Source organism: Flavobacterium hydatis (assembly GCF_000737695.1).
In the GTDB taxonomy this organism is placed as follows: Bacteria; Bacteroidota; Bacteroidia; order Flavobacteriales; family Flavobacteriaceae; genus Flavobacterium; species Flavobacterium hydatis.
In genome coordinates this window covers 37,716-64,495 of the sequence record NZ_JPRM01000005.1, presented here as the reverse complement: position 1 = coordinate 64,495, position 26,780 = coordinate 37,716, and the positions used below count along the sequence as shown (strand labels likewise).

At 32.7% G+C, this 26,780-nt stretch carries 29 protein-coding genes; 21 read left to right on the top strand and 8 right to left on the bottom strand.

All coding sequences use genetic code 11. The annotated features are described in order from the left end of the window. Positions 1-281: 281 nt before the first annotated feature. A complete protein-coding gene (locus tag IW20_RS26170; RefSeq protein ID WP_165571403.1) occupies positions 282-458 on the bottom strand; it encodes a DUF5522 domain-containing protein in 177 nt (58 codons plus the stop codon). Positions 459-575: 117 nt separating this feature from the next. Here IW20_RS26170 and IW20_RS04220 point away from each other — a divergent pair, with 117 nt between their 5' ends. The 4 genes from IW20_RS04220 to hemL all read left to right on the top strand — a co-directional run bounded on the left by IW20_RS04220 (position 576) and on the right by hemL (position 4,124). Continuing rightward, the gene (locus tag IW20_RS04220; protein WP_035619282.1) at positions 576-911 is read left to right on the top strand and encodes a hypothetical protein; all 336 of its coding nucleotides are present in this window, start codon (positions 576-578) and stop codon (positions 909-911) included. A gap of 9 nt (positions 912-920) precedes the next feature. Continuing rightward, the gene (locus IW20_RS04215) at positions 921-1,817 is read left to right on the top strand and encodes a 1-aminocyclopropane-1-carboxylate deaminase/D-cysteine desulfhydrase (RefSeq protein WP_035619279.1); all 897 of its coding nucleotides are present in this window, start codon (positions 921-923) and stop codon (positions 1,815-1,817) included. Next, complete coding sequence (locus IW20_RS04210) at positions 1,810-2,706, top strand: glucosaminidase domain-containing protein (protein ID WP_035619277.1); 897 nt, start codon at positions 1,810-1,812, stop codon at positions 2,704-2,706. Before IW20_RS04215 ends, IW20_RS04210 begins: the two co-directional genes overlap by 8 nt. Before the next feature lie 131 nt (positions 2,707-2,837). Continuing rightward, entirely contained in the window at positions 2,838-4,124 is a 1,287-nt protein-coding gene (hemL, locus tag IW20_RS04205) for a glutamate-1-semialdehyde 2,1-aminomutase (RefSeq protein WP_035619275.1), read from the top strand. Positions 4,125-4,294: 170 nt separating this feature from the next. Here the strand turns inward: hemL and IW20_RS04200 are convergent, their stop codons facing one another. Continuing rightward, positions 4,295-4,732, bottom strand: a complete 438-nt coding sequence (locus IW20_RS04200; RefSeq protein ID WP_035619273.1) for a hypothetical protein — start codon at positions 4,730-4,732, stop codon at positions 4,295-4,297. A 124-nt stretch (positions 4,733-4,856) separates the two neighbouring features. Between IW20_RS04200 and IW20_RS04195 the strand changes: the two genes are divergently transcribed. The 10 genes from IW20_RS04195 (at position 4,857) to IW20_RS04150 (ending at position 13,656) form a co-directional block, all read left to right on the top strand. Continuing rightward, the gene (locus IW20_RS04195; protein WP_240478451.1) at positions 4,857-5,231 is read left to right on the top strand and encodes a hypothetical protein; all 375 of its coding nucleotides are present in this window, start codon (positions 4,857-4,859) and stop codon (positions 5,229-5,231) included. A 110-nt stretch (positions 5,232-5,341) separates the two neighbouring features. Next, positions 5,342-6,145, top strand: a complete 804-nt coding sequence (locus IW20_RS04190; RefSeq protein ID WP_035619271.1) for an MbnP family protein — start codon at positions 5,342-5,344, stop codon at positions 6,143-6,145. A gap of 153 nt (positions 6,146-6,298) precedes the next feature. Further along, positions 6,299-7,336, top strand: coding sequence for a cytochrome-c peroxidase (locus IW20_RS04185; protein WP_035619269.1), 1,038 nt, complete (start codon positions 6,299-6,301; stop codon positions 7,334-7,336). A 194-nt stretch (positions 7,337-7,530) separates the two neighbouring features. Next, a complete protein-coding gene (locus tag IW20_RS04180; RefSeq protein WP_035619267.1) occupies positions 7,531-8,490 on the top strand; it encodes a transporter family protein in 960 nt (319 codons plus the stop codon). Between the two features lie 254 nt (positions 8,491-8,744). Continuing rightward, positions 8,745-9,137: a hypothetical protein gene (locus tag IW20_RS04175; protein WP_035619265.1), complete on the top strand. Its 393-nt coding sequence runs from the start codon at positions 8,745-8,747 to the stop codon at positions 9,135-9,137. Between the two features lie 156 nt (positions 9,138-9,293). Then, positions 9,294-10,214 carry a DUF4274 domain-containing protein gene (locus IW20_RS04170; protein WP_035619262.1) on the top strand — a complete coding sequence of 307 codons (921 nt, stop codon included), beginning with the start codon at positions 9,294-9,296 and terminating at the stop codon, positions 10,212-10,214. Positions 10,215-10,251: 37 nt separating this feature from the next. Beyond that, positions 10,252-10,497, top strand: coding sequence for a hypothetical protein (locus IW20_RS04165; RefSeq protein WP_035619259.1), 246 nt, complete (start codon positions 10,252-10,254; stop codon positions 10,495-10,497). Positions 10,498-10,632: 135 nt separating this feature from the next. Continuing rightward, positions 10,633-11,562 carry a glycerophosphodiester phosphodiesterase family protein gene (locus IW20_RS04160; RefSeq protein ID WP_035619256.1) on the top strand — a complete coding sequence of 310 codons (930 nt, stop codon included), beginning with the start codon at positions 10,633-10,635 and terminating at the stop codon, positions 11,560-11,562. A 108-nt stretch (positions 11,563-11,670) separates the two neighbouring features. Next, positions 11,671-12,696, top strand: a complete 1,026-nt coding sequence (locus tag IW20_RS04155) for a 2-hydroxyacid dehydrogenase (RefSeq protein ID WP_240478450.1) — start codon at positions 11,671-11,673, stop codon at positions 12,694-12,696. 342 nt (positions 12,697-13,038) lie between these two features. Then, positions 13,039-13,656, top strand: a complete 618-nt coding sequence (locus IW20_RS04150) for a hypothetical protein (RefSeq protein ID WP_035619253.1) — start codon at positions 13,039-13,041, stop codon at positions 13,654-13,656. A 72-nt stretch (positions 13,657-13,728) separates the two neighbouring features. Here the strand turns inward: IW20_RS04150 and lysS are convergent, their stop codons facing one another. Next, positions 13,729-15,429, bottom strand: a complete 1,701-nt coding sequence (gene lysS / locus IW20_RS04145; protein ID WP_035619250.1) for a lysine--tRNA ligase — start codon at positions 15,427-15,429, stop codon at positions 13,729-13,731. 501 nt (positions 15,430-15,930) lie between these two features. Between lysS and IW20_RS04140 the strand changes: the two genes are divergently transcribed. From IW20_RS04140 to IW20_RS04115, 7 genes are all read left to right on the top strand, one after another. After that, positions 15,931-16,683, top strand: coding sequence for a hypothetical protein (locus IW20_RS04140; RefSeq protein ID WP_035619247.1), 753 nt, complete (start codon positions 15,931-15,933; stop codon positions 16,681-16,683). A gap of 4 nt (positions 16,684-16,687) precedes the next feature. After that, on the top strand, positions 16,688-17,386 hold the full coding sequence (lipB, locus tag IW20_RS04135) for a lipoyl(octanoyl) transferase LipB (RefSeq protein ID WP_035619244.1): 699 nt from the start codon (positions 16,688-16,690) through the stop codon (positions 17,384-17,386). A 196-nt stretch (positions 17,387-17,582) separates the two neighbouring features. Continuing rightward, complete coding sequence (locus IW20_RS04130; protein ID WP_035619242.1) at positions 17,583-18,164, top strand: Crp/Fnr family transcriptional regulator; 582 nt, start codon at positions 17,583-17,585, stop codon at positions 18,162-18,164. 60 nt (positions 18,165-18,224) lie between these two features. After that, positions 18,225-18,617, top strand: a complete 393-nt coding sequence (locus IW20_RS26850) for an SDR family NAD(P)-dependent oxidoreductase (RefSeq protein WP_262488103.1) — start codon at positions 18,225-18,227, stop codon at positions 18,615-18,617. Further along, positions 18,592-18,966: an SDR family NAD(P)-dependent oxidoreductase gene (locus IW20_RS26845; protein ID WP_316930591.1), complete on the top strand. Its 375-nt coding sequence runs from the start codon at positions 18,592-18,594 to the stop codon at positions 18,964-18,966. The genes IW20_RS26850 and IW20_RS26845 overlap by 26 nt, the downstream gene beginning before the upstream one ends. Positions 18,967-19,108: 142 nt before the next feature. Continuing rightward, positions 19,109-19,690 (top strand): Crp/Fnr family transcriptional regulator, encoded by a 582-nt coding sequence (locus IW20_RS04120; protein ID WP_051885540.1) that lies wholly within the window; start codon positions 19,109-19,111, stop codon positions 19,688-19,690. A 69-nt stretch (positions 19,691-19,759) separates the two neighbouring features. Beyond that, entirely contained in the window at positions 19,760-22,135 is a 2,376-nt protein-coding gene (locus IW20_RS04115) for a TonB-dependent receptor (protein ID WP_035619237.1), read from the top strand. 65 nt (positions 22,136-22,200) lie between these two features. Here IW20_RS04115 and IW20_RS04110 read toward each other — a convergent pair whose 3' ends face one another. From IW20_RS04110 to IW20_RS04090, 5 genes are all read right to left on the bottom strand, one after another. After that, positions 22,201-22,995, bottom strand: a complete 795-nt coding sequence (locus IW20_RS04110) for a helix-turn-helix domain-containing protein (protein ID WP_035619232.1) — start codon at positions 22,993-22,995, stop codon at positions 22,201-22,203. A gap of 22 nt (positions 22,996-23,017) precedes the next feature. Beyond that, complete coding sequence (locus tag IW20_RS04105; RefSeq protein WP_205625899.1) at positions 23,018-24,115, bottom strand: MBL fold metallo-hydrolase; 1,098 nt, start codon at positions 24,113-24,115, stop codon at positions 23,018-23,020. Positions 24,116-24,434: 319 nt separating this feature from the next. Next, positions 24,435-25,220 (bottom strand): hypothetical protein, encoded by a 786-nt coding sequence (locus IW20_RS04100; RefSeq protein WP_035619227.1) that lies wholly within the window; start codon positions 25,218-25,220, stop codon positions 24,435-24,437. A gap of 40 nt (positions 25,221-25,260) precedes the next feature. After that, on the bottom strand, positions 25,261-25,554 hold the full coding sequence (locus tag IW20_RS04095) for a DUF3861 domain-containing protein (RefSeq protein WP_035619366.1): 294 nt from the start codon (positions 25,552-25,554) through the stop codon (positions 25,261-25,263). Positions 25,555-25,695: 141 nt separating this feature from the next. Beyond that, on the bottom strand, positions 25,696-26,709 hold the full coding sequence (locus IW20_RS04090; RefSeq protein WP_035619224.1) for an OmpA family protein: 1,014 nt from the start codon (positions 26,707-26,709) through the stop codon (positions 25,696-25,698). Between the last annotated feature and the right edge of the window lie 71 nt (positions 26,710-26,780).

The following is a 26,780-nucleotide window of genomic DNA, read 5'->3' as shown; positions in this document are numbered from 1 at the left end:
GGATACCGAATATCCGACCTATGATAGGATTTGTGGATTGTAATCCTATATTTTTGAGAGCAGATATCCATTTATATTTTTAGATTGGTTAGGTTGTTAAATTATTGGATCTTCGAGTAATTTAAAAAGCAAGTTTCTAATTATCGTATTTTAATGATTTGGAAATTTAAAGATTATATAATTTGTTTCAAAGGAATTTAAGATTTCTTAGGGTTTTCAGGTTTTAGATAATCTAAAATTCAAATTAACATATTTTCTAATTATCTAATTGGCTGATTAGTCTATTTTCTTATTTCTCCAGTTTTTTTATCATATCCATAAGGGCAATGGCGACAACCACTTTTGCAGCAATACCCTCTTTTTAGATGATGTTTTTCGGTAAAACATTTATATCCTTCGGGGGTATAATAAAAATCTTCGCCTTCAATTAATTTATTTTCCTTATTTTGTTCGTTCATAATTCTGAATCTGGCAAAATGCTATTTTTATGTTTTTATTTTAAGTAAATTCAATTGATTATGATTTTCTTTGTATAGAAGTAATTTACTACTACAAATTTATAAATTTTACAGCGAATGTTTTTGATTATTGCTAAATATTTAATTCCGAAAGGATATCGAGGAATGGCTGTGTTTCCGTTTGTATTGGTAAAATATCCTTCAGACAAAAAGAATCAGGTTTTTGTTAATCATGAAAAAATACATTTACGCCAACAATTAGAGTTATTGATACTACCATTTTTTATTTGGTATTTAATAGAATATGTGGTGCGTTTATTTCAATATAAAAATGCAAGTTTAGCGTATCAGAATATAAGTTTTGAAAGAGAAGCTTATGAAAATGAGGGAGATATGAATTATTTAAAGAGCAGACCTTTTTTTAGGTTTTTGCAGTATTTAAATCAAAAATAAAATTAGATTTTGAATCAAAAGATCCATACCGTTTTTCCGAACAATATTTCACTTACAATTAAAAGAGAAGATTTAATTCATCCTTTTATTTCAGGAAATAAGTATCGAAAACTAAAATATAATTTACTTCAGGCGAAAGCCGAAAATCAGAAAACGTTGCTCACATTTGGCGGAGCATTTTCTAATCATATTGCTGCTGTGGCTTATGCAGGCAAAGAAAGTGGATTTAAAACCATCGGAATTATCCGTGGCGATGAACTTATCGATAAAATCGAAGGAAATCCAACTTTAAAATTTGCTCAGGAAAACAGAATGCAATTTGAGTTTGTTTCCCGAGAAGACTATCGTCTTAAAAGCGAACAAAGCTTTTTAGATAATCTAAAACAGAAATTTGGAGATTTTTATCTTGTACCCGAAGGAGGAACAAATGAGCTGGCGGTAAGAGGTTGTGAGGAAATTTTAACGCCAGAAGATACCGAGTTTAATTATGTATGTTGTGCCGTAGGAACAGGCGGAACAATCTCGGGAATTAGCAATAGTGCGTTACCAAATCAAAAAGTTTTAGGGTTTCCAGCGTTAAAAGGGGATTTTTTAAAAGATGAAATTCGTATTTTTGCAAAGAATCAAAATTGGGAATTGATTACAGACTACCATTTTGGCGGTTATGGTAAAGTAAATTTGGAACTTATTACCTTTATTAATCAGTTTTTTGATGAAAATCAGATCCCTTTGGACCCAATTTATACAGGAAAGATGGTTTTTGGCGTTATAGATTTAATTAGGAGAAATTATTTCCCCGAAAACTCAAAAATCCTGCTGATTCATACTGGTGGATTACAAGGAATAGAAGGAATGAATATGAAGCTGATGAATAAAAACTTACCAATAATTAAAAGCAATGTTTAAAAAAACACTCTTACTCTTAATAACGATAACTCTAATAGGTTGTAACGCAAGCAAACCCGCTATTGCAACAACCAAAAAGGCTGCTACTACCCAACAAAAAAAAGAAAGAGTAGCAATCCAGACCAAGAAAAAGCCAGTTTATACCAAACCAGAGCCTAAAAAAACAACAAATAATACGACTGAAGTTATCGAATCGACTTCAAAAACGGTTGTTACCAATACTTTAATCAGCGATTATATTTCTCAATACAAAGATATTGCGATGGGTAATATGAAAAGTTACGGGATTCCTGCAAGTATTATTTTGGCACAAGGAATTTTAGAATCGGGAGCAGGAAGAGGAGATTTAGCCCTTTCGTCTAATAATCATTTCGGAATAAAATGTCATAAAGATTGGGTTGGTGAAAGTGTTCGTCATGATGATGATTCGGCTCAGGAATGTTTTAGAAAATACAAAGATCCATCGGAATCGTTTCGCGATCATGCTTTATTCCTAACAGGAAAAAGCCGATATGCTACCTTGTTTACTTATGAAAAAGGAGATTATAAAGCGTGGGCAAAAGGATTAAGAGCCGCTGGATATGCTACAGATCCTAAATATCCAGAGAAATTAATTAGTTATATCGAGCGTTACGAATTACACCAATACGATAATATAGCTATGGGTAAAGATTATGTAGTAATAGAGAAAACTACAACGGTCGTTGTGGCAAAGCCTAATACAACAAATAATAATAATTCGGGTAATCTTTCTACCTACGAAGTTCAGAAGGGGGATACATTATATTCTATTTCAAAAAAATTCAATGTACTTGTTGATGATTTAAAACAGAAAAATAATCTTGCTGATAATACGCTTTCTATCGGGCAGCGATTAATTGTAAAGTAAGATTTCAATAAAAATAAAACTGATTTGTTTCTCAACTAAAACAAATCAAAAATAGTAATGAGCTTATAATAGATGAAGATTAAATGCATGATATAAATCTAAAATCAGAACTCTAAAATTTAAAATTAATAATGATATATCAAAGAAGCAGTCAGCTTTTTGCTGAAGCAGAAAAAGTAATTCCGGGTGGTGTAAATTCGCCTGTAAGAGCATTTAAAGCAGTGGGAGGAACTCCAATTTTTGTAAAAAGCGCTAAAGGAGCTTATTTATATGATGAAGACGGAAACAAATTGATAGATTATATCAATTCATGGGGACCAATGGTTTTAGGCCATGCATACGCTCCAGTTGTTGATGCTGTAATTGAGAAAGCAAAATTAGGAACATCTTTTGGGATGCCAACAGAATTGGAAACTCAAATCGCAGCTTTGGCGGTTTCGATGGTTCCAAATATCGATAAAATTCGTTTTGTAAATTCAGGAACAGAGGCTTGTATGAGCGCAATACGTTTGGCAAGAGGATTTACAAAGAGAGATAAAATTATAAAATTTGCAGGTTGTTACCACGGACATTCTGATTCATTCCTTATTCAGGCAGGTAGTGGAGCCGTTACTTTTGGTAGCCCAAATAGTCCAGGAGTTACAGAAGGAACAGCAAAAGATACTTTGCTGGCAAAATACAATGATCTCGAAAATGTAGCGACATTAATTAATGCTAACAAAAACGAAATTGCAGCTATTATCATAGAGCCTGTTGCAGGAAATATGGGTTGTATTCCGCCAAATAAGGGATTTTTAGAAGGCTTACGCGAATTATGTACAGAAAACGGAATATTATTAATCTTTGATGAGGTTATGACCGGTTTTAGACTTGCACGTGGTGGAGTTCAGGAATTATTTAACATTAAGGCTGATATTGTAACATTCGGTAAAGTAATTGGTGGTGGTTTGCCAGTAGGAGCATTTGCTGCTCGTGCAGAAATCATGAATTATTTAGCACCAATAGGACCAGTTTATCAGGCAGGAACATTATCAGGTAATCCGTTGGCAATGGCAGCAGGATTAGCAATGTTACAAGCGTTAGATAATGACCGTGCTATCTTTACTCGTTTAGATGAGAAAACGGCTTATTTAGAAGCTGGAATTGATAGAGTTCTTAAAGCTAATAATGTAGTTTATACAATTAATAGAGTAGGATCTATGATTTCGGTACATTTTGATGCTGCACCAGTTACTGATTTTAAAAGTGCTGCAAATGGTGATAACGAAACGTTCAAGAAATTCTTCCACGGATTATTGCAAGAGGGAGTTTATATCGCGCCTTCGGCATACGAAACATGGTTTATTACAGATGCATTATCATACGAAGATTTAGACTTTACAATTCAGGCAATTGATAAAGTTTCTAAAACTTTCTAAATATTTTTTTCTTTTCACCATTAAGGAATTACGTTTCATTAAGGGAATCAAAATTTTATAATCCTGATAGGATAAGTGTAAAACTTAATTTTCTTAATCTCTTAATGGTAAGAATAAAAACAAAAAAACTTCCAGTTTGAGCTGGAAGTTTTTTTTTGTGGAATTTAGGATTATTGTTTGTTTTTCTTGTCGTTCATTTTTTCTTTCATCTTCTCTTTATTTTCTTCTCTCATTGCAATCCATTTTTTGTACTGGTCAGCATTTAAGATCGATTTCATTTGAGTTTCTGTTGCTGTTTTCTCGTCCATCATTTCTTTTTTAAGAGCAGCTTTTTCTTCAGCAGTTGGTTTTACATTACTATCTTTTCTGGCTTTACGAGTTTCCATGTATTTTTGCGCTTTGGCACTTCTGTCAGCAAGTAATTTTCCAACCTGAGCTTGTTGGTTAGCATCTAGATTTAATTCGGTAGTCAGTTTTTTTAAATGTTTTTCATTTCGTTGTTCAGGAGTCAACCTTTCTTTTTGAGTTTTAGAAGTTGTTGTTGTAGCATCTTGAGCAAAGCTTACCATTCCAACGAACAATAAAGCAGCGATAAATAATTTTTTCATGATTTGTTTGTTTTAAAGGTTATAGTCGTTAGACATTGATAAAATCAATAGGTTTAATGTGTTTATTTTAATTATAATTTATTTAACAGATGATAAAATAAAATTTGTTTCTTAAATTCGCAACGTGAAAAAAATAGTCTTCATATTGATTCTTGCTATTTTTCTAAAACCTGTATTCCCGGTTATAGAATATATTGTCAATTATGATTACATCTCGACCGTACTTTGCGAGAACAAGGCCAAGCCTGTTATGCAGTGTAACGGAAAGTGTCACTTGATGAAAGAATTGGCTAAAGCTGCCGATGCTGAAAAGCCATCTTCATCTGATAAAAAAAATACCCTTTTGGATAAAGTCGATTTAATGTTCGAATCAACTAAATTGTTTACCCTACAATTTTATCCAAACAATGCTAAATCACAAATTAATGCGGCTTACGCTAATTTGTATTCGCATCTTAATGCCGATTTATTTTTTCATCCACCAGCACGTATTTCTTAAATTTTAATTAAAACACTTTTGTGTCCTGCTATTTCATTTGATTATTATCATTTGAGGTAAGCCTATGCACATACTATTTTAAAGACTTATTAAAGATATACAACTCAAAAATGAAAAAAATATTATACAAAGCAGTAGCTATTTTGGCTATAACTGCTACTATTTCAGCGTGTTCAAGTGATGATAATAATGACTCAGTTTCTGGAACTGGAAAAATGGGGTTAAAATTTGACAACTCTTTTGGATCAAATGATTTAATTCTGGAAACACAACCAAACACAACAACAAATAAGGAAGTTTTAAAAATTACAACGGTTAAATACATCGTAAGTAATATTGTTTTAACAAAAACTGACGGAACTACATTTACATACCCAAAAGCAAAAAGCTATTTTATTGCTGACGAAGCAAGTGCAGCAGGTTATAAATTTATCTTATCAGACGTTCCTGCGGGAGATTACGTAAAAGTAAAATTCGGAATAGGAGTAGATAAAGAACAATGGCAATTAGGGGCATCAGGACAAGGAGATTTCCTGGCACAAGCTCAAGCTGCCAAAATGTTATGGAACTGGACTGCAGGATATAAATTCCTTGCTTTCGAAGGTAATTTTACTTCCGAAACGGTTACAACTGCTCTTCCTTTTATGATTCATACAGGACAAACAGGAACAGATTATAACTATACCGAAGTAACGCTGGATTTCCCAACCAAAGCCTTGGTAAGAACAAACATTTCGCCAGATGTACACATCATTACCGATTTGTCTAAAATTCTTGACGGACCTAACAAAATCAAACTTTCAGATTATAACATGGGCGGAACAGGCGCTATGATTATGGGCGGAGCTGCTTTGCCTTTAATTACTGCCAATGTTGCAACAATGTTTAGAGTAGATCACGTACACAACGATTAATTTCATTTTTAGGAGCACAAAGGTTGTTTTTCATAAGGAACTCTTGTCCCGTTTTCTGCTATATCTTTTTTATTTTAAAGAAAAATAAAAAAGGATGCCGCGGCAACCGGGGCTAGAATCGAGCTTTTGTGCTTCTTTTAAAATTTAGAAACCATGAGAATAAAATATTTTCTTTGGGTTATGATTCCGTTATTATGTAGTTGTAGTGATCAGGATGATGAATATATAAATGTGCCTTTAGACTTTAAGGTGCCATCTAATTTTCCGGCTCTAGTTTATAATATTGCCGTAAACCCACCAACAGAAAAAGGATTTGAATTAGGTAAAAAACTATTCTATGATGGGCGTTTAGCCTCTGATGGAATTGTTTCCTGTGGGTTTTGCCATATTCAGGAAAACGCATTTACACATCACGGGCATACTGTAAGTCATGGGGTTGGTGATGCTTTAGGAACAAGAAATGCGCCGCCAATCCAGAACTTAGCTTATCAAACTACTTTTATGTACGATGGCGTTACCAATCATCTGGATTTACAACCTATAATTCCGCTTACGAGCGATATCGAAATGAATGGCGATTTAAATGCTATTCTAGAAATGATGCGTGGCGATAAAACGTACCGAACTCTTTTTGGGCAAGCATTTGCCGATGGCGCAATTACTACTGAGAATATGCTTAAAGCACTTTCGCAATTTATGGTAATGGCAACATCATCTAATTCTCGTTTTGATAAATACCGCCGTAATGAATCTGGAGGAACTCTTACTGCCGACGAATTAGCGGGGTATGCTTTGTTTAATTCTAAATGTGCTTCGTGTCACGCCACCGATTTAATGACCGACGATTCGTTCCGTAATAATGGTCTTGCAGTAAATCCTAAAGTAAACGATGTGGGACGCTATAAAGTGACTCAACTGGCAAGCGATTACTATAAGTTTAAAGTGCAGAGTTTGCGAAATGTTGAAGTTTCGGCTCCTTATATGCACGACGGACGTTTTGGAACGCTTGAAGCGGTTCTTAATCATTATGCCAGCGGAATTGAAGCTTCGGCAACATTGGATCCTATCCTGAAACAAAATGGAAAATTAGGAATCGAACTTTCGGAAATGGATAAGAAACAAATTATCGCTTTCCTGAAAACATTAACGGATAATCAATTCTTGACTGATAGGAAGCTTTCGGAGTTTTAGGATAGCAATAAATAATATAATGAAAATAGGAGTTTTAGCCCCGATTGTAGTGTAAAGCCTTTTTGAGAAAAGACCTTATTTTTTCTTGGGTTTACAAAGTGACCAGCGGAAACTTTGTAAACGTATAGAAAAATGGGATTTTAAGAAAAGCTTGCAACGGAAAGCGGGAATTGCTCCTGAAAAAATAAAATACAATGAGAAAAATAATAGTTTTAAGTTTAATTTTAGTTTGCAATCTAACTTTTGCAACATCGGTAAAAGATAGTATTTCGAGCTTTACATTTCAGCGTTTGGCAATGATGGAAGACTTTGATTGCGATGCTTGCGGTTGTTCGGCGAGTGGTGGTAGCATGGGTTTTAGCTCGATGTTGAACACAAATTTTGTTGGTTTGCGTTATTTCCACCAAAGTTATACGAGCCGAGATGGTATTTTTGCTAATTCTCCTTGGATCGATGAGAATTTTAATACGGTTCAGGCTTGGGCGCGTATTCCGGTTACTAAGAGAATTCAGATTTCGGCATTGGTTCCATATCATTTTCATAGTCGCGAATTAACTACTGGAACAGAGAGTATTTCGGGATTGGGAGATATTTCGGTAATGGCGCTTTATACGGTGTTTGAAACGCAAAAGGACAGCACTTTTTTTACGCATAAAATAGACATAGGTGGTGGTGTAAAAATGCCAACAGGAAAGTTTAATGAAGCTAATAATGTGGGGAGTGTAAACAAGAGTTTTCAGTTAGGTACCGGAAGTTGGGATTATTTATTGGTTTCGGAATATGTAATTAAGAGAAAGAATTTGGGTTTAAACACCATGCTTAATTATGTTATAAAAACCGAAAATGAACAGAAATACCAATACGGAAATCAATTTAATTACTCGGGAACGTTCTTTTATTTGTTTGATTTACCATCGGTACAAGTAGTTCCTCAGCTTGGTTTTGCGGGTGAAGTTTATGCTACAAATAAGCAACATGGTCTTGACTTACCAAATACGGCAGGAGATATCTTGTTTGGGAAATTTGGTATCGAGGTTGGGAAAGATAAATTTTCGGTTGGTGTAAATGGAATGCTTCCTATAAATCAGAATTTATCGAATGGCGCAATGGAGGCTAATTACCGCTGGAGCGTAAACCTGAATTATAGTTTGTAACGGGATTTAGGATAGTTTTTTTATGCGTGATGGTTATGGTGAATTTATTTTAAACACATAGAAACATAGAATTTGTACTCTTAAATAAAGGCGTTTCACTTATTTATAAAGCACAGAGCTGACTATGTGAAAGAAATGTATTTCTTTTTGGTATTCTTTTTTGCATGTAGAATCTATGTTTCTATGTGTTAAATGAAATTTTAATAGATTTAAAGAAATAGATGTTTAGTTTTACTACTCTTTAATTTACACAAATGAAATTAAGAAAAATAACTGTCGAGGATAACGTTTATCTCTATACAATGACCGGAAAGGTTGATTTACCTGCACAGGAAGGAACATTGACCATAAAAATATTTTTGAAGGATTATAAGCTAACACCATTATTAGTCGATTTCCTAACATGGGATGATCCAATAATTGGGCTTCCTTTAAATTTCGGTTTTCCTCTTATTAAACCGTTAACTGACGAGAAGGAAGTTGTAAACCTGAATAGGCCTAAATATGTTAGAGAATGTATTTTATTTGGCTTACAAAAAGGATGGACAGGTAAAAACAAGTTGGAACCTCTTGATGGATTAGAGGTATTGCGTAATCTAGGATATGATGTTTCTGCTTTAACGGTTAAGAAAGTCGATAGCAAATAAAAGGCTTTTAATAATTTAAAGACTTCTATAACAATGAGTTTAATGACTTGTTGTTATAGAAGTTTTTTTATGTGTTGTTTTGCTGTTTTTGTAAGCGTAGGTTTTTAAATTTGTGATGAGATTGAAATAATTAAAAAGCTATTATTAAGAGAAAAAATGGAGTTTAATAAGAAAAGTAAAAATCGGGTTCTTAAAGCTGTAAATGGCGAGATGTCTTATGAGAAATTAACTGCTGCGGAGTTGCATCAGTTTGTACAGAATTGGAATTATGATGACGGAGTAGAACCTTTTGATTGGATTATTAAGCAAAAACATTGTGATAAAGGGACTGCTTTGTGTTTGTATTGGTTTCTTCAGCCAGATTATTTTTGCAAGTTTACAAATGAGGATGAAGCCAAAGAGGATATTAATTATGAGAGTTATAAACTTATAAAAGAAATCGAGCAACGATATTGTGCTGGTTTTTATGAAGATGAAAATTTCTCTTTTAACCCAAAGGATGAATTTCTTGATGAATATTCTAATACAAAATGTATTCCGCCAGAAATGCTCGAAAAGTCTAAAGGAGTTATTTTTGAACGTCAGGATATTGAGTTTGCTTTTTTAAGAAAGCCAAATGAGAAGGAATTAAAAAAGATTGAAACTAAGATAAAAGATGCTATAAAGATTATTCAGGTCTCGAATCCTGATTTTATTTATGGTGAAACCGATACTGTAATTCAAGCTATAATAGAAAGCATTGAACACTGGAAAGAAAAGGAATTGGGGAAGATAAAAATTAATAATCTGTCTTATTTATGGATGGATTGTGTGCATAAAAAGAACAATTGGGATTGGATTATTTGGGATTGGGAAACAGGGAATAACATAGGCGTAACTAACTCGACAAAAGAACTGACTTGTCTTGCTGATACAATTATAAAGCATACAATAGATGGTTTTCAGGTCAGTGCAATAATTGACGATTTGTATAAAGATTTGGAAGGGGTAACTAATTTTTATGATTTAAAAAGGGATCCTTATAGTGGTATTGGATTGCTGTTTAGTTCTGATCATTTAAAATTTAGAGATTTATAAGCAACATTTTTATTTGTGAATTAAAAGAACGGAATATATGGAATCAATTATTAGGGATAGAATAGAGGAAACTTTTTTAAATGAGTTACCAGTGGAGTCATTAAGACAACTTGCAATCGATTTGAATGAAGAGGGAATTGGTAAAGATACAATCTTAAAGGAGTTTCATGAGTTTGATGCTTTTTTGATAAAAGAGTGGAGAGATATTGAAGTTGATATTCTTGAGGATGTAATAGACATGATGACAGGTTATTATGTGGGTAGGAATTTAGAATTGAAATAATCGGATAAAAGTATTTTGTTTGTGGGGTAAATAATAAAGGAAAATGCAGTTGAAGTTTATATGAATTTCACTTTTAATAACGTCTAACATAATTGGAAATGCTTAATTTTACAGTCCAATTTTAATAAAAATAATATGTTTCAGAATAAAAGTTTGTGGTTTGCGGTTTTAATTTCTTTCATTTTTAGTTTTGGTTTTGCTCAAGAAAATGAATATTTATTAAAGTTTAAAACTTCTAAAGAATTACAACAGTTTTTAAATTATTCTAAGAAAACAATTCCGTTGGTAAGTGCACATAGAGGTGGACCAACAGTTGGTTTTCCAGAAAACTGTACGCCAACGTTTGCCAATGCAATAAAATATAATCCTACGATTGTAGAAACTGATATTGCTTTGAGCAAGGATTCAGTTCTTGTAATGATGCACGATAATACGCTAGACAGAACTACAACTGGAACGGGTGTGATAGAAGGATATACATATAAAGAATTACAACAGCTTTTCTTAAAAGATACCGAAGGAAAAGTAACTCCATATAAAATTGAAACTTTAGATCAAATCCTACAATGGGGTAAAGGCAAAGTGATTTATAACCTGGATATTAAGAAAGGTGTTCCGATGCAAATGATTATCGATGCTGTAAGAAGAAATAAAGCCGAGGCTTATTCGGTAATTATTACTTATACTGCAACACAAGCTGCTGAGGCTGCTAAACTTGCACCAGATTTAATGATTTCGGTTTCGGCAAGAGGAAAAGAAGATGTAGAACGTATGGAGAAATTAGGTGTAAAAGCTAACAAAATGATTGCTTTTGTAGGTACATCAGAGCCAAAACCAGAAGTATATGAGTACTTACACAGCCGAAAAATTTCATGTATTCTAGGAACTATGGGGAATCTTGATAAAAGTGCTGCTGCCAAAGGTGATGATTTGTATTACAAACTTGTAGCCAATGGTGCTAACGTTTTATCATCTGATCGTAATGTAGAAGCTGGTAAACAATTACTGAAATATGCAACCGATAAAAAACTAAAATCGAAACATATTGTGATTAAGAAAATATAACAAAAAAGAGCTTCAATTGAAGCTCTTTTTTTTTGCATGGAAATTTACTTTGCGATTATTTGTTTAATTTTAATGGGGTAAACAATTCTAATTTTAAAGAAAGAATATATGGATTTAGATAGAGTAGCAGGCATGAATAAAATAACGTTTTTCTCGGCTCAGCCTTATGATAAAACTTTCTTTAATAAACATAATTGTGAGTTTGGTTTTGACTTAGAATTTTTTGAAACGCAGCTTAATAAACACACCGTAAATTTAATTCAGGGTTCGAATATTATTTGTGTTTTTGTAAACGATATTGTCGATGAAGCTGTGATAAAACAATTGGCAGACAAGGGCGTGAAGATTATTGCTTTGCGTTGTGCAGGTTTTAATAATGTAAATCTAGAAGCAGCAAAGAAATACGGAATTCATGTATGTCGTGTTCCTGCTTATTCTCCCGAGGCTGTTGCCGAGCATGCTATGGCAATGATTCTTACACTTAATCGTAAAACACATAAAGCCTACAATAGAGTGCGTGAGCAAAATTTCTCGCTAAATGGGCTATTAGGGTTTGATTTGCATGGTAAAACAATTGGTATAATAGGAACGGGGAATATAGGGAAAGCTTTTGCTAAAATAAGTAAAGGTTTTGGTTGCAGAATCCTTGCTTATGATATTGTAAGTAATCCCGAAATGGAAAAAGAAGGTGTTGTATTTACCGATTTAGATACTGTATTTAAAGAAAGTGATATTATCTCGTTGCATTGCCCATTAAACGAAAAAACGAAGCATATCATAAACAAAGATTCGCTTACGCAAATGAAAAGCAATGTTATGATTATTAATACCAGTCGTGGTGCATTAATAGAAACAGCAAGTGTTATCGAAGCGCTTAAGGATGGTAAAGTAGGATATTTGGGTATTGATGTGTATGAGCAGGAAGAGAAATTGTTTTTTAGGGATTTATCTGAGGATATTATAAAAGACGATGCAATACAGCGATTAATGAGTTTTCCGAATGTATTGGTAACGGCACATCAGGCTTTTTTTACGAGTGAGGCATTAACTCAAATTGCGCTTGTAACCTATAATAATATAAAAGAATTACTGATAAGAAAAGATCTCGAAAATAAATCGGCTTTATTGGTTTAAAGTACTTTTATTGTCAATGAATGGACTTTAGGAAACTCTTAAAAACAGAATCAATACGAAAACCTGTGGAGAAAAAAAATTACCACGGAGAACGCTAAGTTTTTAAATATGCTAAGTTTAGTAAAAAAACACAAAGTTCACAAAGCTTTGTGTACTTAAATTGTGTAAACACAACTTAGACCTTAGTGAACTCTGCGAAAAATCTTTGCATTCTCTGCGGTGAAAAATGATTAATGAGTATTTTTTTATGTTTCTCCACAACATTTAGCGTTGGTCCTAAAAACAAACGTAATTATTTAATTTTTTTGTAAATTTAACGGTTATAAAAAAAATAAGAAAATCATGAAAAAGACAATTTTAATAGGTTTAGCAATAGTTAGTTTATACTCTTGCCAGAAAAAAGAAACTACTACAGATGCCGCAAAGAGTGTAGACTCTACTGCGATTGATACTACAGTAAAAGCAGAAAATAATAACGACTCAACAGCAATAGATAATAAAGCAGCTATGGCAGATCCTAAGGTTGTCGATATGATTCGTAAACAGTTAACGACTGTGTTATTGAAAAATGATTTGGCTGCAATACCAAAAGAGAATCGCTTTTTTTATTACGATGCTTTCGATTTAAATAACGATAAAAAAGACGAGTATTTTGTTGGTTTCTCTAATCCTTATTTCTGTGGTACAGGTGGTTGTTCTGGGTTTATTTTGAACAACGACGGAAGTTTATTGAATAAATTTACAGTAACAGATTTTCCTATTTTTGTTGGAACAAATCCTACCGAAAAATACCAAGATCTTATAGTAAGTAGTAAAGGTATTTTTTATAATGTAAAAATGAAAAACGGTAAGTACCCTTCTAATCCTTCTGTTCAGGAAAAATGGAAAGGCGATGTTCCTGCACAATCTCCAGCGATATTAGATATAGCTAATAAAAAGCTAGAGAAAATTTCTTTTTAAAGGAAATACAGAGATATAAAAAAAGAGCTTCTAATGAAGCTCTTTTTATTATTATATATGATTTAGTTGGATTTATTCAACCAATTCTACGAATTTGAATTCACCTTCAACAGCAACTTTTGTCAAACCGTGTTTAGATAAGTTTTTCATAGACGCATCCCATTTTTTACCACTTAAATTAGCAGTAATTTTTAATTGCTGAAGATCCATTTTATTTTCATTTCCTTTCAATAAATCCAAGATAAATTTTTCTTCATCAGATAATTCTATAGTTTGTTTTTTCTCAGGACGCATTTGTGGGAACAATAATACTTCTTGTATAGATGCATTGTTTGTTAAGTACATGATCAAACGGTCCATTCCGATACCCATTCCAGATGTTGGAGGCATACCATATTCCAGCGCTCTTAAGAAATCTTCGTCGATAATACCATTAGCTTCATCGTCACCTTTTTCAGACAAACGCATTTGATCTTCAAAACGCTCACGTTGGTCAATTGGGTCATTTAATTCAGAATAAGCATTTGCTATTTCTTTACCACAAACCATTAACTCAAAACGCTCCGTAAGTTCAGGATTATCACGGTGCTCTTTACATAAAGGAGACATTTCTTTAGGATAATCCGTGATGAAAGTTGGCTGAATGTAATTTCCTTCGCATTTTGCTCCGAAAATTTCATCAATCAGTTTTCCTTTCCCCATTGTTTTATCTACTTCAATGCCCATTCCTCTTGCAGCATCAAACAACTCTTCTTCTGTTTTTCCAGAAATATCAAAACCTGTAAAATGTTTGATAGAATCTGTCATAGTAACACGAGCGTAAGGCGCTTTAAAGTTAATTTGGTGTTCGCCAAAAGTAACTTCGCTAGTTCCGTTTACGGCAATTGCACAATGCTCAAGTAAACCTTCAGCAAATTCCATCATCCAGTTGTAGTCTTTGTAGGCTACATATATTTCCATAGCGGTAAATTCAGGATTATGTGTTCTGTCCATACCTTCATTTCTAAAGTTTTTCGAGAATTCATAAACACCTTCAAAACCACCAACAATTAATCTTTTTAAATACAATTCATTCGCAATACGCATGTAAAGCGGAATGTCTAACGAATTATGATGTGTGATAAATGGTCTTGCCGAAGCACCACCTGCAATTGATTGTAAAATAGGAGTTTCAACTTCAAGATAACCTGCATCATTAAAATAGTTACGCATAGCGCTAAACAATTTTGTACGCTTAATAAAGGTTTCTTTAACTTGTTGATTTACTGTTAAATCTACATAACGCATTCTGTAACGTAATTCAGCATCATTAAATGCATCGTGTACATTTCCGTCTTCGTCAACTTTAGGTAAAGGTAACGGACGTAATGTTTTACTTAAGAAAGTAAATCCATCTACACGTACACATTGCGCACCAACTTTTGTAGTAAACAATTCACCTTCGATACCAATAAAGTCACCTAAATCAGTTAATTTTTTAAATACGGTATTATATAAAGTTTTATCATCACCCTCACACAAAACATCACGATTTACGTATAATTGAATACGTCCTTCGCTATCTTGCAATTCAGCAAAACAAGCTTTTCCTTGATCACGAACACTCATCAAACGTCCCGCAACAATAACCTTCTTACCTTCTTCAAATGACTTCTTAATTTGCTTAGAAGTATGATTTACAGGAAAAAGATTCGCTGGATAAGGATTGATTTCTAAGTTGCGTAAGTTTTGAAGTTTCTCTCTTCGGATGATTTCTTGTTCTGATAATGCCATTTTGCGCTTTTTTTATAAGAGTGCAAAGATAAAGAAAAGAATGTAGATTTTAGAATGCAGTTTTTAGATTTTTTGTAGCAGCAATTTATTGTATTTCAATTCTCTTCTGTTAGGAGTAAAGGTTCAAAGGGGCAGAGGTTCAAAGGGACATAGGCTTGTTGTGTGTATAATATGCGCCGTCTCTGCAAGTAATTGGTTTGATAAGGCGTAATCCTTCGACTCCGCTCAGGAGGACAAACTGTAACTGTAACATTTGTACACATGTGTGGCTGAGCGGAGTCGAAGCCCGATTAACTACATCCGTAAAATCCTTCGATTACGGAGGACAACGTTTGTGTGATAAGATCTTGAGTGAAACGTCTTTTTTCGACTTTATAGATGATGATTCTATGTGCTAAAATAAACATCCTCAGAGATAACCTTTGTATCTTTGAACGTTAGTACCTCAGTACCTTTTTTTAAATTAGTCTTTGTATCTTTGGGGAAAAATATAATCTACACATGAAATTAATCAAATTCCTTAGTCTTTCCCTTTTAATAGCGACATTAACAAGTTGTACTTTTACCGAAAATATTGATATTGCAGATAACGGATCTGGTAAATTTTCGTTAGATATGGATGGTTCTGCACTTATGGCAATGGCAGGGCAGCAATTAGGAAATGAGGTTGGTGATGCAACAAAAAGTATAGATTCTACTTTTGCATTCAAAGAAATGTTCAAGAACAAGAAAGATAGTATTGCAAAACTTTCACCCGAAGCGAAAAAAGAATTAGAAAAGCTTGAAAATTTTGTAGTTCATATGAAGATGAATGTAGAGCAGAAACAACTTTTACTTGATTTAAAAACTGATTTTAAAAGTGTAAGTGAATTACAGGATATGATGAAAACCATGAGTACACTTCAGAATATCGAAAAGAATAAAGCTTCGGATAATAAAATGCCTTTTAATGGAGACTTCAGTAATAACAGTACAGTAAGTTTTAGCTACGACGGAAAAAAGTTTAATCGTAAGGTTGCTTTAAATTCAAAAGAAACTAATAAACCAGCAGAAGATTCATTAGGAATGTATAAAATGATTTTTGCTTCTTCGACTTATATTATAAAATACCGTTTTCCTAAAAAAGTAAAGAAAGTTTCTAATGCAGATGCTATGTTTAGCGAAGACAGAAAAACAATAACGATACAATACCCATTTACAGATTATATGGAAAATCCAACTAAAATGGGACTTGAGGTAGAGTTTGAAAAATAATACAATGAACAAAAAAATCCAACTTCAAGATTTAGGTCAAAAAGATTATAAATCGACTTGGGAATATCAGGAAGAACTTTTTAAGGATATTGTCGACTTAAAAATTAAAAATAGGAGGGAAGAACTTGATTTGCCAACTCCTAATTATTTCATTTTTGTAGAGCATCCGCATGTATATACTTTGGGTAAAAGTGGTGATTTAAGTAATTTACTTTTATCCGAAAAACAACTAGAAGCCAAAGGAGCTACTTTTTATAAAATAAATCGCGGTGGTGATATTACGTATCATGGTCCGGGACAAATTGTAGGGTATCCTATTCTGGATCTGGAAAATTTCTTTACCGATATTCATAAATACTTACGTTTCCTCGAAGAATCTATCATTCTTACTCTTAAAGAATACGGATTAGAATGTGGTCGAAGTGAAGGCGAAACTGGTGTTTGGTTAGGTGTAGGAACACCGTTTGCACGCAAAATTTGTGCACTTGGAGTACGTGCTTCTCGCTGGGTAACGATGCATGGATTTGCCTTAAATGTAAATGCCGATTTAGGTTATTTTGATAATATTATTCCGTGTGGGATTCGTGGTAAAGCAGTTACTTCACTTCAGGTAGAACTTGGTGTAGATAGAGTAGATGAAACTGAAGTAAAAGCTAAAATCTTAAAACATATGACAGAATTATTCGAAGCTGAATTTGTTTAAATAAGTTTCTGAAAATATTAAATAGTATCAAAAATGCTGAAGGAAAATCAAATGTATAATTGTTTTTTCTTCAGCATTTTATTTTTAAATCTTCTCAGCTTTGATAAAAATTAAACTGATGCATTTGATTTAATCGAAGTAATTTTAAAATGTTTATTTTTATAACGAAACAACACATCTTTTAGTAAATTCTTGCATGGAAAACAGAGATAAAAAAGCAATATTAAATCGTTTAGCGCTTCCCGAAAAAGAGCAAGAAGAGATATCGAATATTTCTAGATATAAGGTAATTCAGAAAGGAGAATATTTTATAAATGAGGGAGAGATACCTCGAAAATTTGCTATTGTTATTAAGGGATTGTTTCGATACGTTTATATTCATGAAAATGGAAATGAGTTTACAAAAGGGATTATTGACGAAAATAATTTTTTAAGCTCCTATTCGGCAATGATTTATAATACACCATCCTATTTTTTTATTGAAGCCTTGGAAGATGCAGAAATTTTTGAAATTGATTATGAATGTTGGCTTAAGGTGAAAGAAAGTAACCCATTTTGGAATGGATTTTTGCTTACAATAATTGAGAAAGCCTTTTCTGTAAAAGAAAAAAGAGAACGAGAGTTATTACTCCTTGATGCAGAAAAACGGTATGAAATATTTGTAACTGAATTTCCTAATTTGGAAAGCCGAGTATCACAGCAAATTATAGCTTCTTATTTAGGGATCCAACCCGAATCGTTAAGTAGGATTAAGAGAAGATACAAGGGCTTAACATAGATCAATGGAATATAATAACTGCTGGGCTATTTTTGAACCTTAATTTTAAAACTAAAAGTTATGGTAATCTTAAATAGTACTATCGTTATAACAGGAGGTAGTTCTGGTATAGGATTAGAAATGTGCAGGCAGTTTATTAAAAGCGGAAATAAAGTGATTACCTGTTCGCGATCTTTGGATAAGCTAAAAGAAGCACAAAAAACAGTACCAGATTTAATCGTTTATCCCTGTGATATTGCAAACGAAAAAGAATGTGATGAGTTTGTAAGATGGATAAATGGTAATCATCCTGAGGTAAATGTTTTAATTAATAATGCTGCAATTGTAAACAGAACAGCTTTTATTGGGGATGATTTGATTCTGGAAAAAATGAAGGATGAAATTGCAACAAATTTCACAGCGCCAGTCCGTTTAATAAAATTGTTCTATCCTATTATTAATCAAAAATTCTAATTCTAAAATTATAAATATTACTACAGGATTAGTTTATGCACCCAGAGGAATGTATACTTTTTATAATGCCACAAAATCGGCATTGCATTCCTTTACTCAAGTTTTAAGATATCAGCTTAAAAACGAACCTATTCAGATTATCGAAGTGTTTTTTCCGGTTGTAAATACACCCTGGCATAATGGTAATGCTCCTAAAATTGCAATATCTCCAGAAAAAGCTGTTACAGAAATGATAAATGGTATTACTTTAAAAAAAGATGAGATTAGAATCGCAAAAGTAAAAATGCTTTATCTACTTGCTAGAATTGCTCCAAAATTTGCTTTTAAGAAAATAAATAGCCTGAATTAATATTTTTCCTAAGACTTGATTATTAAATAGTTGTTTGTTTTAATTTATTGAAAATCTATAGATTAGAAACAATTTTTTGAGATGGTTTTTAGTTATAGGATTTAGCTATTATTGCTACGTAATAATTTAACCTTTATTAATTATGAATTGCATAATCACTAATCTATCTCAATTTTTAGATACTAATGAAGAAGATAGTGTCGCCTTTAAGAAGATACTTAAATTAAGAGTAATTAAAAAAAACGAACATCTTCTGGTTGAAGGAGATGTTTGTAATTATGGAGTTTTTATAGCACAAGGTTGTTTACGATATTACTATTTATTGGATGGTGTAGAATCAACAGGTAATTTTTTCTTTGAGAATGACTGGTATACTGATTTCGATAGCTTTTTATATGGAAATCCTTCGCAACAAAATATCGAAGCGCTGGAAGATTGTGTACTATATCTTGTTTACAAGCAAGATTTTGATAAACTAGCAGAGGAACGTCCTATTTTTAATCTTTTCTTACGCCAAATGATGGAGCGAAGTATAAAAGGGCTTACAGGGCGAAATAAGGCAATGACGCTTTTATCGCATGAGGAACGATACCTTCAGTTTATAAAATATTGCCCTAAAGTTATGGAGCGTGTTTCGTTAAAATATATTGCAACTTATTTGGGTGTTAAACCAGAGAGCTTAAGCCGAATAAGAACTCGAGTTAGTCTATCGGGTAAATCTTAACTTAAGTCAATTTTTTAGAATTTTTCTCAAACTACTTTTGTTTTTATAATTAGTAAAAGCAAAGTAATCATGAAAAAAATAATTTTATTTATTTTAAGTTTCTGGGGGATAACTTCACATTCTCAGACAGGTACGATTAAAGGAAAGATAATCGATAAGCAATCGGAGAAACCCATTTCGGGCGCTACAATTACATTAATAGGAACAAATACTCAAGATGTTTCTGGCGAAGATGGTAATTTTAAATTACCACATATTCCTATTGGCAGACAAAGTGTGAGCATAAGTTTTGTAGGATATGAAAATAGCTCGGTTCTGGATATTGATGTTACAACAGGAAAAGACAATATAATTACAGTTTCTCTTATAGAAAAATTTAATAGCCTTGATGAGGTTGTTATAGCTTCACCGAGTGCAAACAAAGCCAAGGCTATAAATAAAATGGCGATAGTTTCGGTTAAACAATTTAGTGTAGAGGAGGTAAACCGGTACGCTGGCGGAAGAAGTGATGTGGCACGATTAGTTTCTAATTTTGCAGGAGTTTCTACAGCCGATGATAGCAGGAATGATATTGTAGTTAGAGGAAATTCGCCTACAGGAATGTTATGGCGTATTGAGGGAATTCCGTCTCCGAGTCCGAATCATTTCTCGACTTTGGGAACTACAGGAGGACCAGTTTCGGCTTTGAATCCAAATCTTTTGGCTAATTCTGATTTTTTGACTTCTGCCTTTCCAGCCGAATATGGAAATGCTATAAGTGGTGTTTTTGATTTAAGTTTTAGAAAAGGAAATCCAGACGAATATGAATATATGATAAGTGTAGGTGCTTATCCTGGTGTTGAGGCTATGGCCGAAGGGCCGCTGGGTAAAAAAGGAGGTTCATTTGTAGCAGCTGCAAGATATGGTTTTATTGGGCTTACAGGTTTAGCAGGGACAGATGCACAACCAGAATATAGCGATCTTAGTTTTAATGTTGATTTTGGAAAAAGTAAATGGGGTAATTTCTCTTTATTCGGAATTTATGGAACGTCTAAAATTGATTTTTTAGGAAAGAAAATAGATAAAGATGATCCATTTGCAGCACAGGATGAAGATGGTTATGTAACATCTGGATTTGGTACAGTAGGATTAAAGCATACATTAAACATTGGTAAAAACTCCTATCTAAAAACAGTAATAGGAACCTCAACGGCTAAAAATTCCTATGAAAATGATAGATATTTTGATTACGATACTCCCGAAGAAAATAAATTAACATTTACAGATATTGATAATTCTGAGAGTAGGGTTACTTTTTCGACATTATTCAATTCTAAAATTAATAATAAAGTCACCATTAGAACAGGTTTGTTGTACGAGTATTATTGGCTCGAAGCCAATATGTCTTCCAGAGAAAGACAAGTAGATAATGACAATGATGGTTATCCGGATTTTGTGAATTTGATTAATAACAACGGAACTTATAATATTGTGCAACCATATGCTCAGGGACAGTTTAGGTTAACCGAGAAATTAACTTTTAACGCAGGAATACATGGGCAATATTTTTCTTTAAATAAAGAATTTGTGGCAGAACCCAGAGCAGCGATGTCTTATGCTTTTAATCCTAAAAATACGGTTAGTTTTGGTTTCGGAATTCATCATCAAAGTGTGGCAGTTCCTATTCTTTTCTTGAATGAAAATATAGATGGCACTTTGGTTCAAACCAATAAAAATTTAGATTTAGTACAAAGTCAGCATTATGTATTAGGTTATGATGTAAAGCTTGCTCCAAGATGGAGAGGAAAGGTTGAGGTTTATTATCAAGCTATAACTAGAGCGGCTGTTGAGCGTACACCGAGTAGTTATTCGTCATTAACAGAAGGAGCCGATTTTGGATATTCGATAGATAAAACAGGATTGGTAAGTAAGGGAACGGGTTATAATGAAGGTATTGAATTTACGGTAGAGAAATCTTTTAGCGATGGCTATTATGCTTTATTTACGTCTTCGTTTTTTAATAGTAAATATGAGGGAAGCGATGGAATAGAACGAAATACGCCTTTTAATAATAGGTATATAGTTAATATGCTGGCAGGAAAAGAGTTTAAAATAGGGGAGGCTAAGAAAAATGTTTTCTCAATAGATACTAAATTTACAACAGCAGGAGGACGCTATTATACCCCCGTTGATTTAGAAGCTTCTAAGAATGCCGGATATGAAATAAGAGATAATGCCAATGCATTTAGCAAACAATACGATCCGTACTTACGTTTGGATATAAAATTTGGAATGAAATTTAATAGTAAAAACAAAAAACAATCCCATCAGTTTTATATCGATTTCCAGAATGTGACTAACAATACTAATGTTTTTACCAAAGAGTATAATCGATTAACGAATAGTGTAAATCAGAAAGATCAGATAGGTTTTGCACCCGATTTTGGTTATAAATTTCAGTTTTAGTGGATAGAGTTTCAAATAAGAAAAGGAAGCAAAAGATTTATCTTATGCTTCCTTTTTTTTAGGAATTATAAATTTCCTTTTATCAAACTTGTTGGGTTGTATCCAAATTGTTTTTTGAAGGCAAATGAAAAATGCGAAATATTTTCGAAGCCCAAATCAAGATAAATATCAGTTGGTTTTTTTCTTTCTCTTTCAATTTGAAAATGTGCTTCTTGCAATCGTTTCTGCATCAGCCAGCGATTAGGTGTGTCATTAAATATCTTTTTAAAATCTCTTTTAAAAGAAGATAAACTTCTGCCAGTTAAAAAAGCCAATCTTTCCAGACTTACATTAAACTTATAATTTCGATATACAAATGCTTCTAAATCTAGTTTTTCGGGAATGCTCTGATCAAATAATATGCTTGATATTTCAGGATTAGTTTGTAATAATATCAATAAAAGCTCTTGTCTTTTTACTTTAGAGAACGTTTCGTCTATAACTCCACCTTCGTTGTAATAAGGCATTAACGAACGTATAAAATTGGGAATTAAATCATCTTTTTTAAGAATAATAAATGCATTCTTAGCGTTTGACTTTACATTCGCAATAGCGTGATTCTTTTTGAATTCGGTTAGAAAATCTTCATCAAAAATGATTACAACTTTTTCAAATTGCCCATTATCTTTTTGCTTATTGTATTTAGCCAGATGATTTTTTCTGACAATACAATAATCTCCCGATTTTATAGTGTGCATTTCATGTCCGTCGTAACCTTCAATTTCTCCCACAGCTAGATATAAAAAAATGTGCTCTGGAATAAATTGTTCTGGCGAAATTTCAGGACCAATATGACATGATTTTATTTCGGTAATTTTCATCTTACTTCAGATTAAGTTCGTGCTAATTTACACCTTTCCACCATTCTTTAAAAACTTGTGTGCTATCGTTTAAATTTACAATTTCGCCAATCATAGGTGTTACTAATGGTAAATGAGCTTCTTTGCTAAGTGTTGATAATTTCTCTAAGGGATCATCCCAAGAGTGCATTGCCAGTTTAAATTTTGAAGAATGCACAGGAAATAATCTCTTAGCTTTTAATTCTTGTGCCGCTTTAAGTACTTGTTCAGGTAGCATATGGATGGCTTCCCAAGCCAGATTATATTGTCCGTTTTCTAGAATTGCAAAATCTATAGGACCAAATTGTTTTCCAATTTCAGCAAAATGAGTATCGTAACCGCTATCGCCACCAATGTATATTTTGATGTTTGGTGTTTGTAAAACATAGGATAACCATAAGGTATTATTTTTAGAGAAACCTCTTCCCGAAAAATGTCTGGCAGGAGTTGTATGTACTTTAAAACCATCTTCAAGAGCGATTGTTTCGTTCCAATCTTTCTCAATTATTTTATCTGTAGGATATCCCCAGCGTTCAAAATGTGCTCCAACACCAAGACCACAAACAACTTTTTTTACTTTAGATCTTAAAGCAACTATAGTTTCATAATCTAGATGGTCATAATGATCGTGGCTAATGAATAAATAATCTATTATAGGCATATCATCTGCAGTGTAGTTATTTGTTCCTTTAAATGCAGTTACAGTTCCAGGCAACGGCGAGGCATTTCCGCTAAATACAGGATCGACTAGAAATCGTTTTCCATCTATTTGCATGAAATAAGACGAATGCCCAAACCAAACCAATACATCGGCATCAGGAGAAAGATTATGCAAATCGGTTTTTATAGATGGAATAGAGTCAACTGGTTCTCTTCTTGGATGTTTCCCAAATAATTGGTCATAAAGAATACCTCCAAAACTGTATCCATTTGTTAGATTGGGTGTGTCGTGTGTATTTTGAAATTTACCATCGCTATAGTTGCTAGATTTTTGTATTAATTCTAAACGATTACCTTCTGGTGCTTTACCAAATTTTGGATGCATCATATATAAAAAAGTAACCAAGGTTAAAAGGACTAAAATGCTTATTGTTATTATCATAATTCTTTTTATAATTTTTAGAAATCGCTTCATTCGATTTATTTTATTATTGATTTATTTACGGAACCAAATTCAATTAAACTATTTGTGGTTGCAACACTTTTGTTTAGATTTTCTATGAGTATCTAATTGATGGTACAAAATTGCATCAAAATAAATAGTGGCACTTTGTTTAAAAGTCCAATTTAACTTTGTTTAAAAGTTCATTTTAAAAATAGACATAAAAAAAGCTAACCTTTTAAAGTTAGCTTTTATTAAGAAATAAATATATTGATTTTATGTAATTTATTGGTTTACATTCTTAAGCGATAGATAGGGATTAGTTTTTAAGTTTATTGAATTTTGTGGCATACTCATATCCCAGTTTTCCTTTTATCATGCATATTTCAATTTCGCTACCTTCTGTTAATTCGTTATACAATGCTTTTTGTATAGAAAAGCGTTCTTCGATATTATTTTCTGTGATGATACGAATAAAGTGTGCTTTGCTGCGTGATCCGCTAGTTCCTTTTTCTAAAATGGTATAGTTCTTACAAAACTCATCGGTCTTTGCATAAAAGTGATTTATAAAATTAGCTGTGGCTGATGTAAGTAAAAATAGTCCAACAAATATTCCAAAGTGTACTACATATCTTCTTTTGCTTTCAAAATACACGGAAGGGTTTGTGATTTTTAAAATTATTGTAACTAAAATGGCCAAAGCAATTCCTACGAAACCCGCTCTCCAAAATAGTTGCGTACCGTTTATAGTATTGTCGATTTTTCTTATTTCGAAAATTAGAAAAACTAAACTTATGAAAAATAAAGCAAAAGAGAAATAATATATAAACTTGTCAAATGGTTTGGCAACTTTTTCGAAGAGTACTTTAGGCGGAAAGAAGTCGTCAATTATTAATTGCGAAAGACTAATGATTAAGAGTAAATTGTACATTCCGATTAAAAAAAATGGGAGAGGAACTAATCTAAGAGATCCCTTTTCATCTCCAAATAAAACAAGCGGAATTATACAAAGTCCAATATAAAGTAGACGTTTATAAAACTCTTTTTTCATTCCAAAAGGCTCAATTTTCTTCTTTTTTGTAGCAGTATATTTTCGTTTAGACATTTTAGTTTTATTTGAGGCTATAATCTAGGTTTCTAGTTTGTTATTGGCTTTTTAGTTTTTTCATGAATTCTCCAAATGCAGGAAAAAATTCTTCAAAAAGAGGATGTTTTCTGTTCTTGAGCATTACCTCGCTAAACAATTTTAGACCAATGGCAAATTCGGTCGATTGATTCTCCTCTTCAAATAATTGTTTCTCTTTAATTTTTTCGATAATTTGAAAAATTTCATCATGATTTTCAAATTCTAGCGATAAAGGTTCAGATAAAATTGTTTCTTCATTCATTAAAGAAACTTGTTCTAGAGTTAGCTTATATTTATTTGCTCGCTTAGCCATAATTATATTTTTTGTTGCAGTATTTATAAAACGAAAATACAAATTAAAGCTATAATTCTATAGAAGAGCAAAGATTTGTAAACTAAAAACGGAGACTGTAAAAATCTCCGTTTTATATAAAATGATGCAAAGTCAGTGATATTATATTTTTACAATTTCTACTCTTCTATTTTTTGCTTTGCCATCTTCGCTCGTATTATCGGCTACCGGTTTATCGGCACCCCAGCCTTTAGTTTGTAATCTAGCAGCATTTATTCCTTTGGCAGTTAATGCAGTTTTTATTGCATTGGCTCTATCTTCCGAAAGTTTTTTGTTGCGTGCAGCAACACCAGTATTATCAGTATGACCTTCTATACTAATTTTGAGGCTGGCATTGTTGGTTAATAATTTCTGAATTTCGTCTATAATAGGTAATGATTCCGTTTTTATAGTTGCTTTATCAGTATCAAAATTGATATATAGAGCAATATGACCTTTAGTATCTAATTCCTTCTTTATCTCGTCTGCTTTAATAAGAGATGCTGTTACTTTGAAGGGTTTTGTTTCTAGTATCATCCATCCAGCAGATACTGCATCATCACCAGGAGTCAGTTGTACCCAAATGTTTCTATCAGGACGGCGAATAAGGTATGTTGTTGTAATTGCATTTGCTATAAAGCCATAACCATTTAGGTACTTTATACGATTATTATTTGGTATAACGTCAGATGAGTCTGCGGGCACTTTCATTTCAGATATTTTTACACCATCAACACTTTTAATTATCTCTTCTAGATTTCTTGCTACTTCAAGGTCGCTGTATGACTTACCTTCTTTTGCCTTAATTCTCGCATAGAAAATTTTCCCTTCAGGTTTTTCAAAATGGTCTTTTGCCCAGAAATAAGCAACATCATAATCTGTGATATTGTTCTTGGGTGTACCTTCATAGTTTTCGGGAAGATTAAAATAAGGAAAAGCACCAAGAGGTTTGTTTGAAACAGGGATCGAATTAATATCGAATTTTTTTGCCGAAGTTGTAGCTGCAGGAGGCTCCTGAGTAGTTGGGGTTGATACTAGAGAATCAGTGTTATCTGTTACATTATTCTCCTTTTTATTGGAATTGCATGCAAAGGCTATGCAAGCAATTACGGCTAATGTTAAGGTTTTGATTTTCATATAGTTCGGTTTTTGAAAATCAAAGATAATAAAGAGAAGAGATTTTGACAAAAATATCAACTCAAAAGTAT

Excerpts from the sequence above, each read along its gene's own strand:
- IW20_RS04100 (WP_035619227.1), bottom strand. The coding sequence starts at position 25,220 with ATGTCTAAACGAAAATATACTGCTACAAAAAAGAAGAAAATTGAGCCT.
- lysS (WP_035619250.1), bottom strand. The coding sequence starts at position 15,429 with ATGGCATTATCAGAACAAGAAATCATCCGAAGAGAGAAACTTCAAAAC.
- IW20_RS04090 (WP_035619224.1), bottom strand. The coding sequence starts at position 26,709 with ATGAAAATCAAAACCTTAACATTAGCCGTAATTGCTTGCATAGCCTTT.
- IW20_RS04185 (WP_035619269.1), top strand. The coding sequence starts at position 6,299 with ATGAGAATAAAATATTTTCTTTGGGTTATGATTCCGTTATTATGTAGT.
- IW20_RS04130 (WP_035619242.1), top strand. The coding sequence starts at position 17,583 with ATGGAAAACAGAGATAAAAAAGCAATATTAAATCGTTTAGCGCTTCCC.
- IW20_RS04165 (WP_035619259.1), top strand. The coding sequence starts at position 10,252 with ATGGAATCAATTATTAGGGATAGAATAGAGGAAACTTTTTTAAATGAG.
- IW20_RS04120 (WP_051885540.1), top strand. The coding sequence starts at position 19,109 with ATGAATTGCATAATCACTAATCTATCTCAATTTTTAGATACTAATGAA.
- IW20_RS04140 (WP_035619247.1), top strand. The coding sequence starts at position 15,931 with ATGAAATTAATCAAATTCCTTAGTCTTTCCCTTTTAATAGCGACATTA.
- IW20_RS04170 (WP_035619262.1), top strand. The coding sequence starts at position 9,294 with ATGGAGTTTAATAAGAAAAGTAAAAATCGGGTTCTTAAAGCTGTAAAT.
- IW20_RS26850 (WP_262488103.1), top strand. The coding sequence starts at position 18,225 with ATGGTAATCTTAAATAGTACTATCGTTATAACAGGAGGTAGTTCTGGT.
- IW20_RS04160 (WP_035619256.1), top strand. The coding sequence starts at position 10,633 with ATGTTTCAGAATAAAAGTTTGTGGTTTGCGGTTTTAATTTCTTTCATT.
- IW20_RS04175 (WP_035619265.1), top strand. The coding sequence starts at position 8,745 with ATGAAATTAAGAAAAATAACTGTCGAGGATAACGTTTATCTCTATACA.
- IW20_RS04190 (WP_035619271.1), top strand. The coding sequence starts at position 5,342 with ATGAAAAAAATATTATACAAAGCAGTAGCTATTTTGGCTATAACTGCT.
- IW20_RS04200 (WP_035619273.1), bottom strand. The coding sequence starts at position 4,732 with ATGAAAAAATTATTTATCGCTGCTTTATTGTTCGTTGGAATGGTAAGC.
- hemL (WP_035619275.1), top strand. The coding sequence starts at position 2,838 with ATGATATATCAAAGAAGCAGTCAGCTTTTTGCTGAAGCAGAAAAAGTA.
- IW20_RS04110 (WP_035619232.1), bottom strand. The coding sequence starts at position 22,995 with ATGAAAATTACCGAAATAAAATCATGTCATATTGGTCCTGAAATTTCG.
- IW20_RS04210 (WP_035619277.1), top strand. The coding sequence starts at position 1,810 with ATGTTTAAAAAAACACTCTTACTCTTAATAACGATAACTCTAATAGGT.
- IW20_RS04150 (WP_035619253.1), top strand. The coding sequence starts at position 13,039 with ATGAAAAAGACAATTTTAATAGGTTTAGCAATAGTTAGTTTATACTCT.
- IW20_RS26170 (WP_165571403.1), bottom strand. The coding sequence starts at position 458 with ATGAACGAACAAAATAAGGAAAATAAATTAATTGAAGGCGAAGATTTT.
- IW20_RS04180 (WP_035619267.1), top strand. The coding sequence starts at position 7,531 with ATGAGAAAAATAATAGTTTTAAGTTTAATTTTAGTTTGCAATCTAACT.
- lipB (WP_035619244.1), top strand. The coding sequence starts at position 16,688 with ATGAACAAAAAAATCCAACTTCAAGATTTAGGTCAAAAAGATTATAAA.
- IW20_RS04155 (WP_240478450.1), top strand. The coding sequence starts at position 11,671 with ATGGATTTAGATAGAGTAGCAGGCATGAATAAAATAACGTTTTTCTCG.
- IW20_RS04105 (WP_205625899.1), bottom strand. The coding sequence starts at position 24,115 with ATGATAATAACAATAAGCATTTTAGTCCTTTTAACCTTGGTTACTTTT.
- IW20_RS04115 (WP_035619237.1), top strand. The coding sequence starts at position 19,760 with ATGAAAAAAATAATTTTATTTATTTTAAGTTTCTGGGGGATAACTTCA.
- IW20_RS04095 (WP_035619366.1), bottom strand. The coding sequence starts at position 25,554 with ATGGCTAAGCGAGCAAATAAATATAAGCTAACTCTAGAACAAGTTTCT.
- IW20_RS04220 (WP_035619282.1), top strand. The coding sequence starts at position 576 with ATGTTTTTGATTATTGCTAAATATTTAATTCCGAAAGGATATCGAGGA.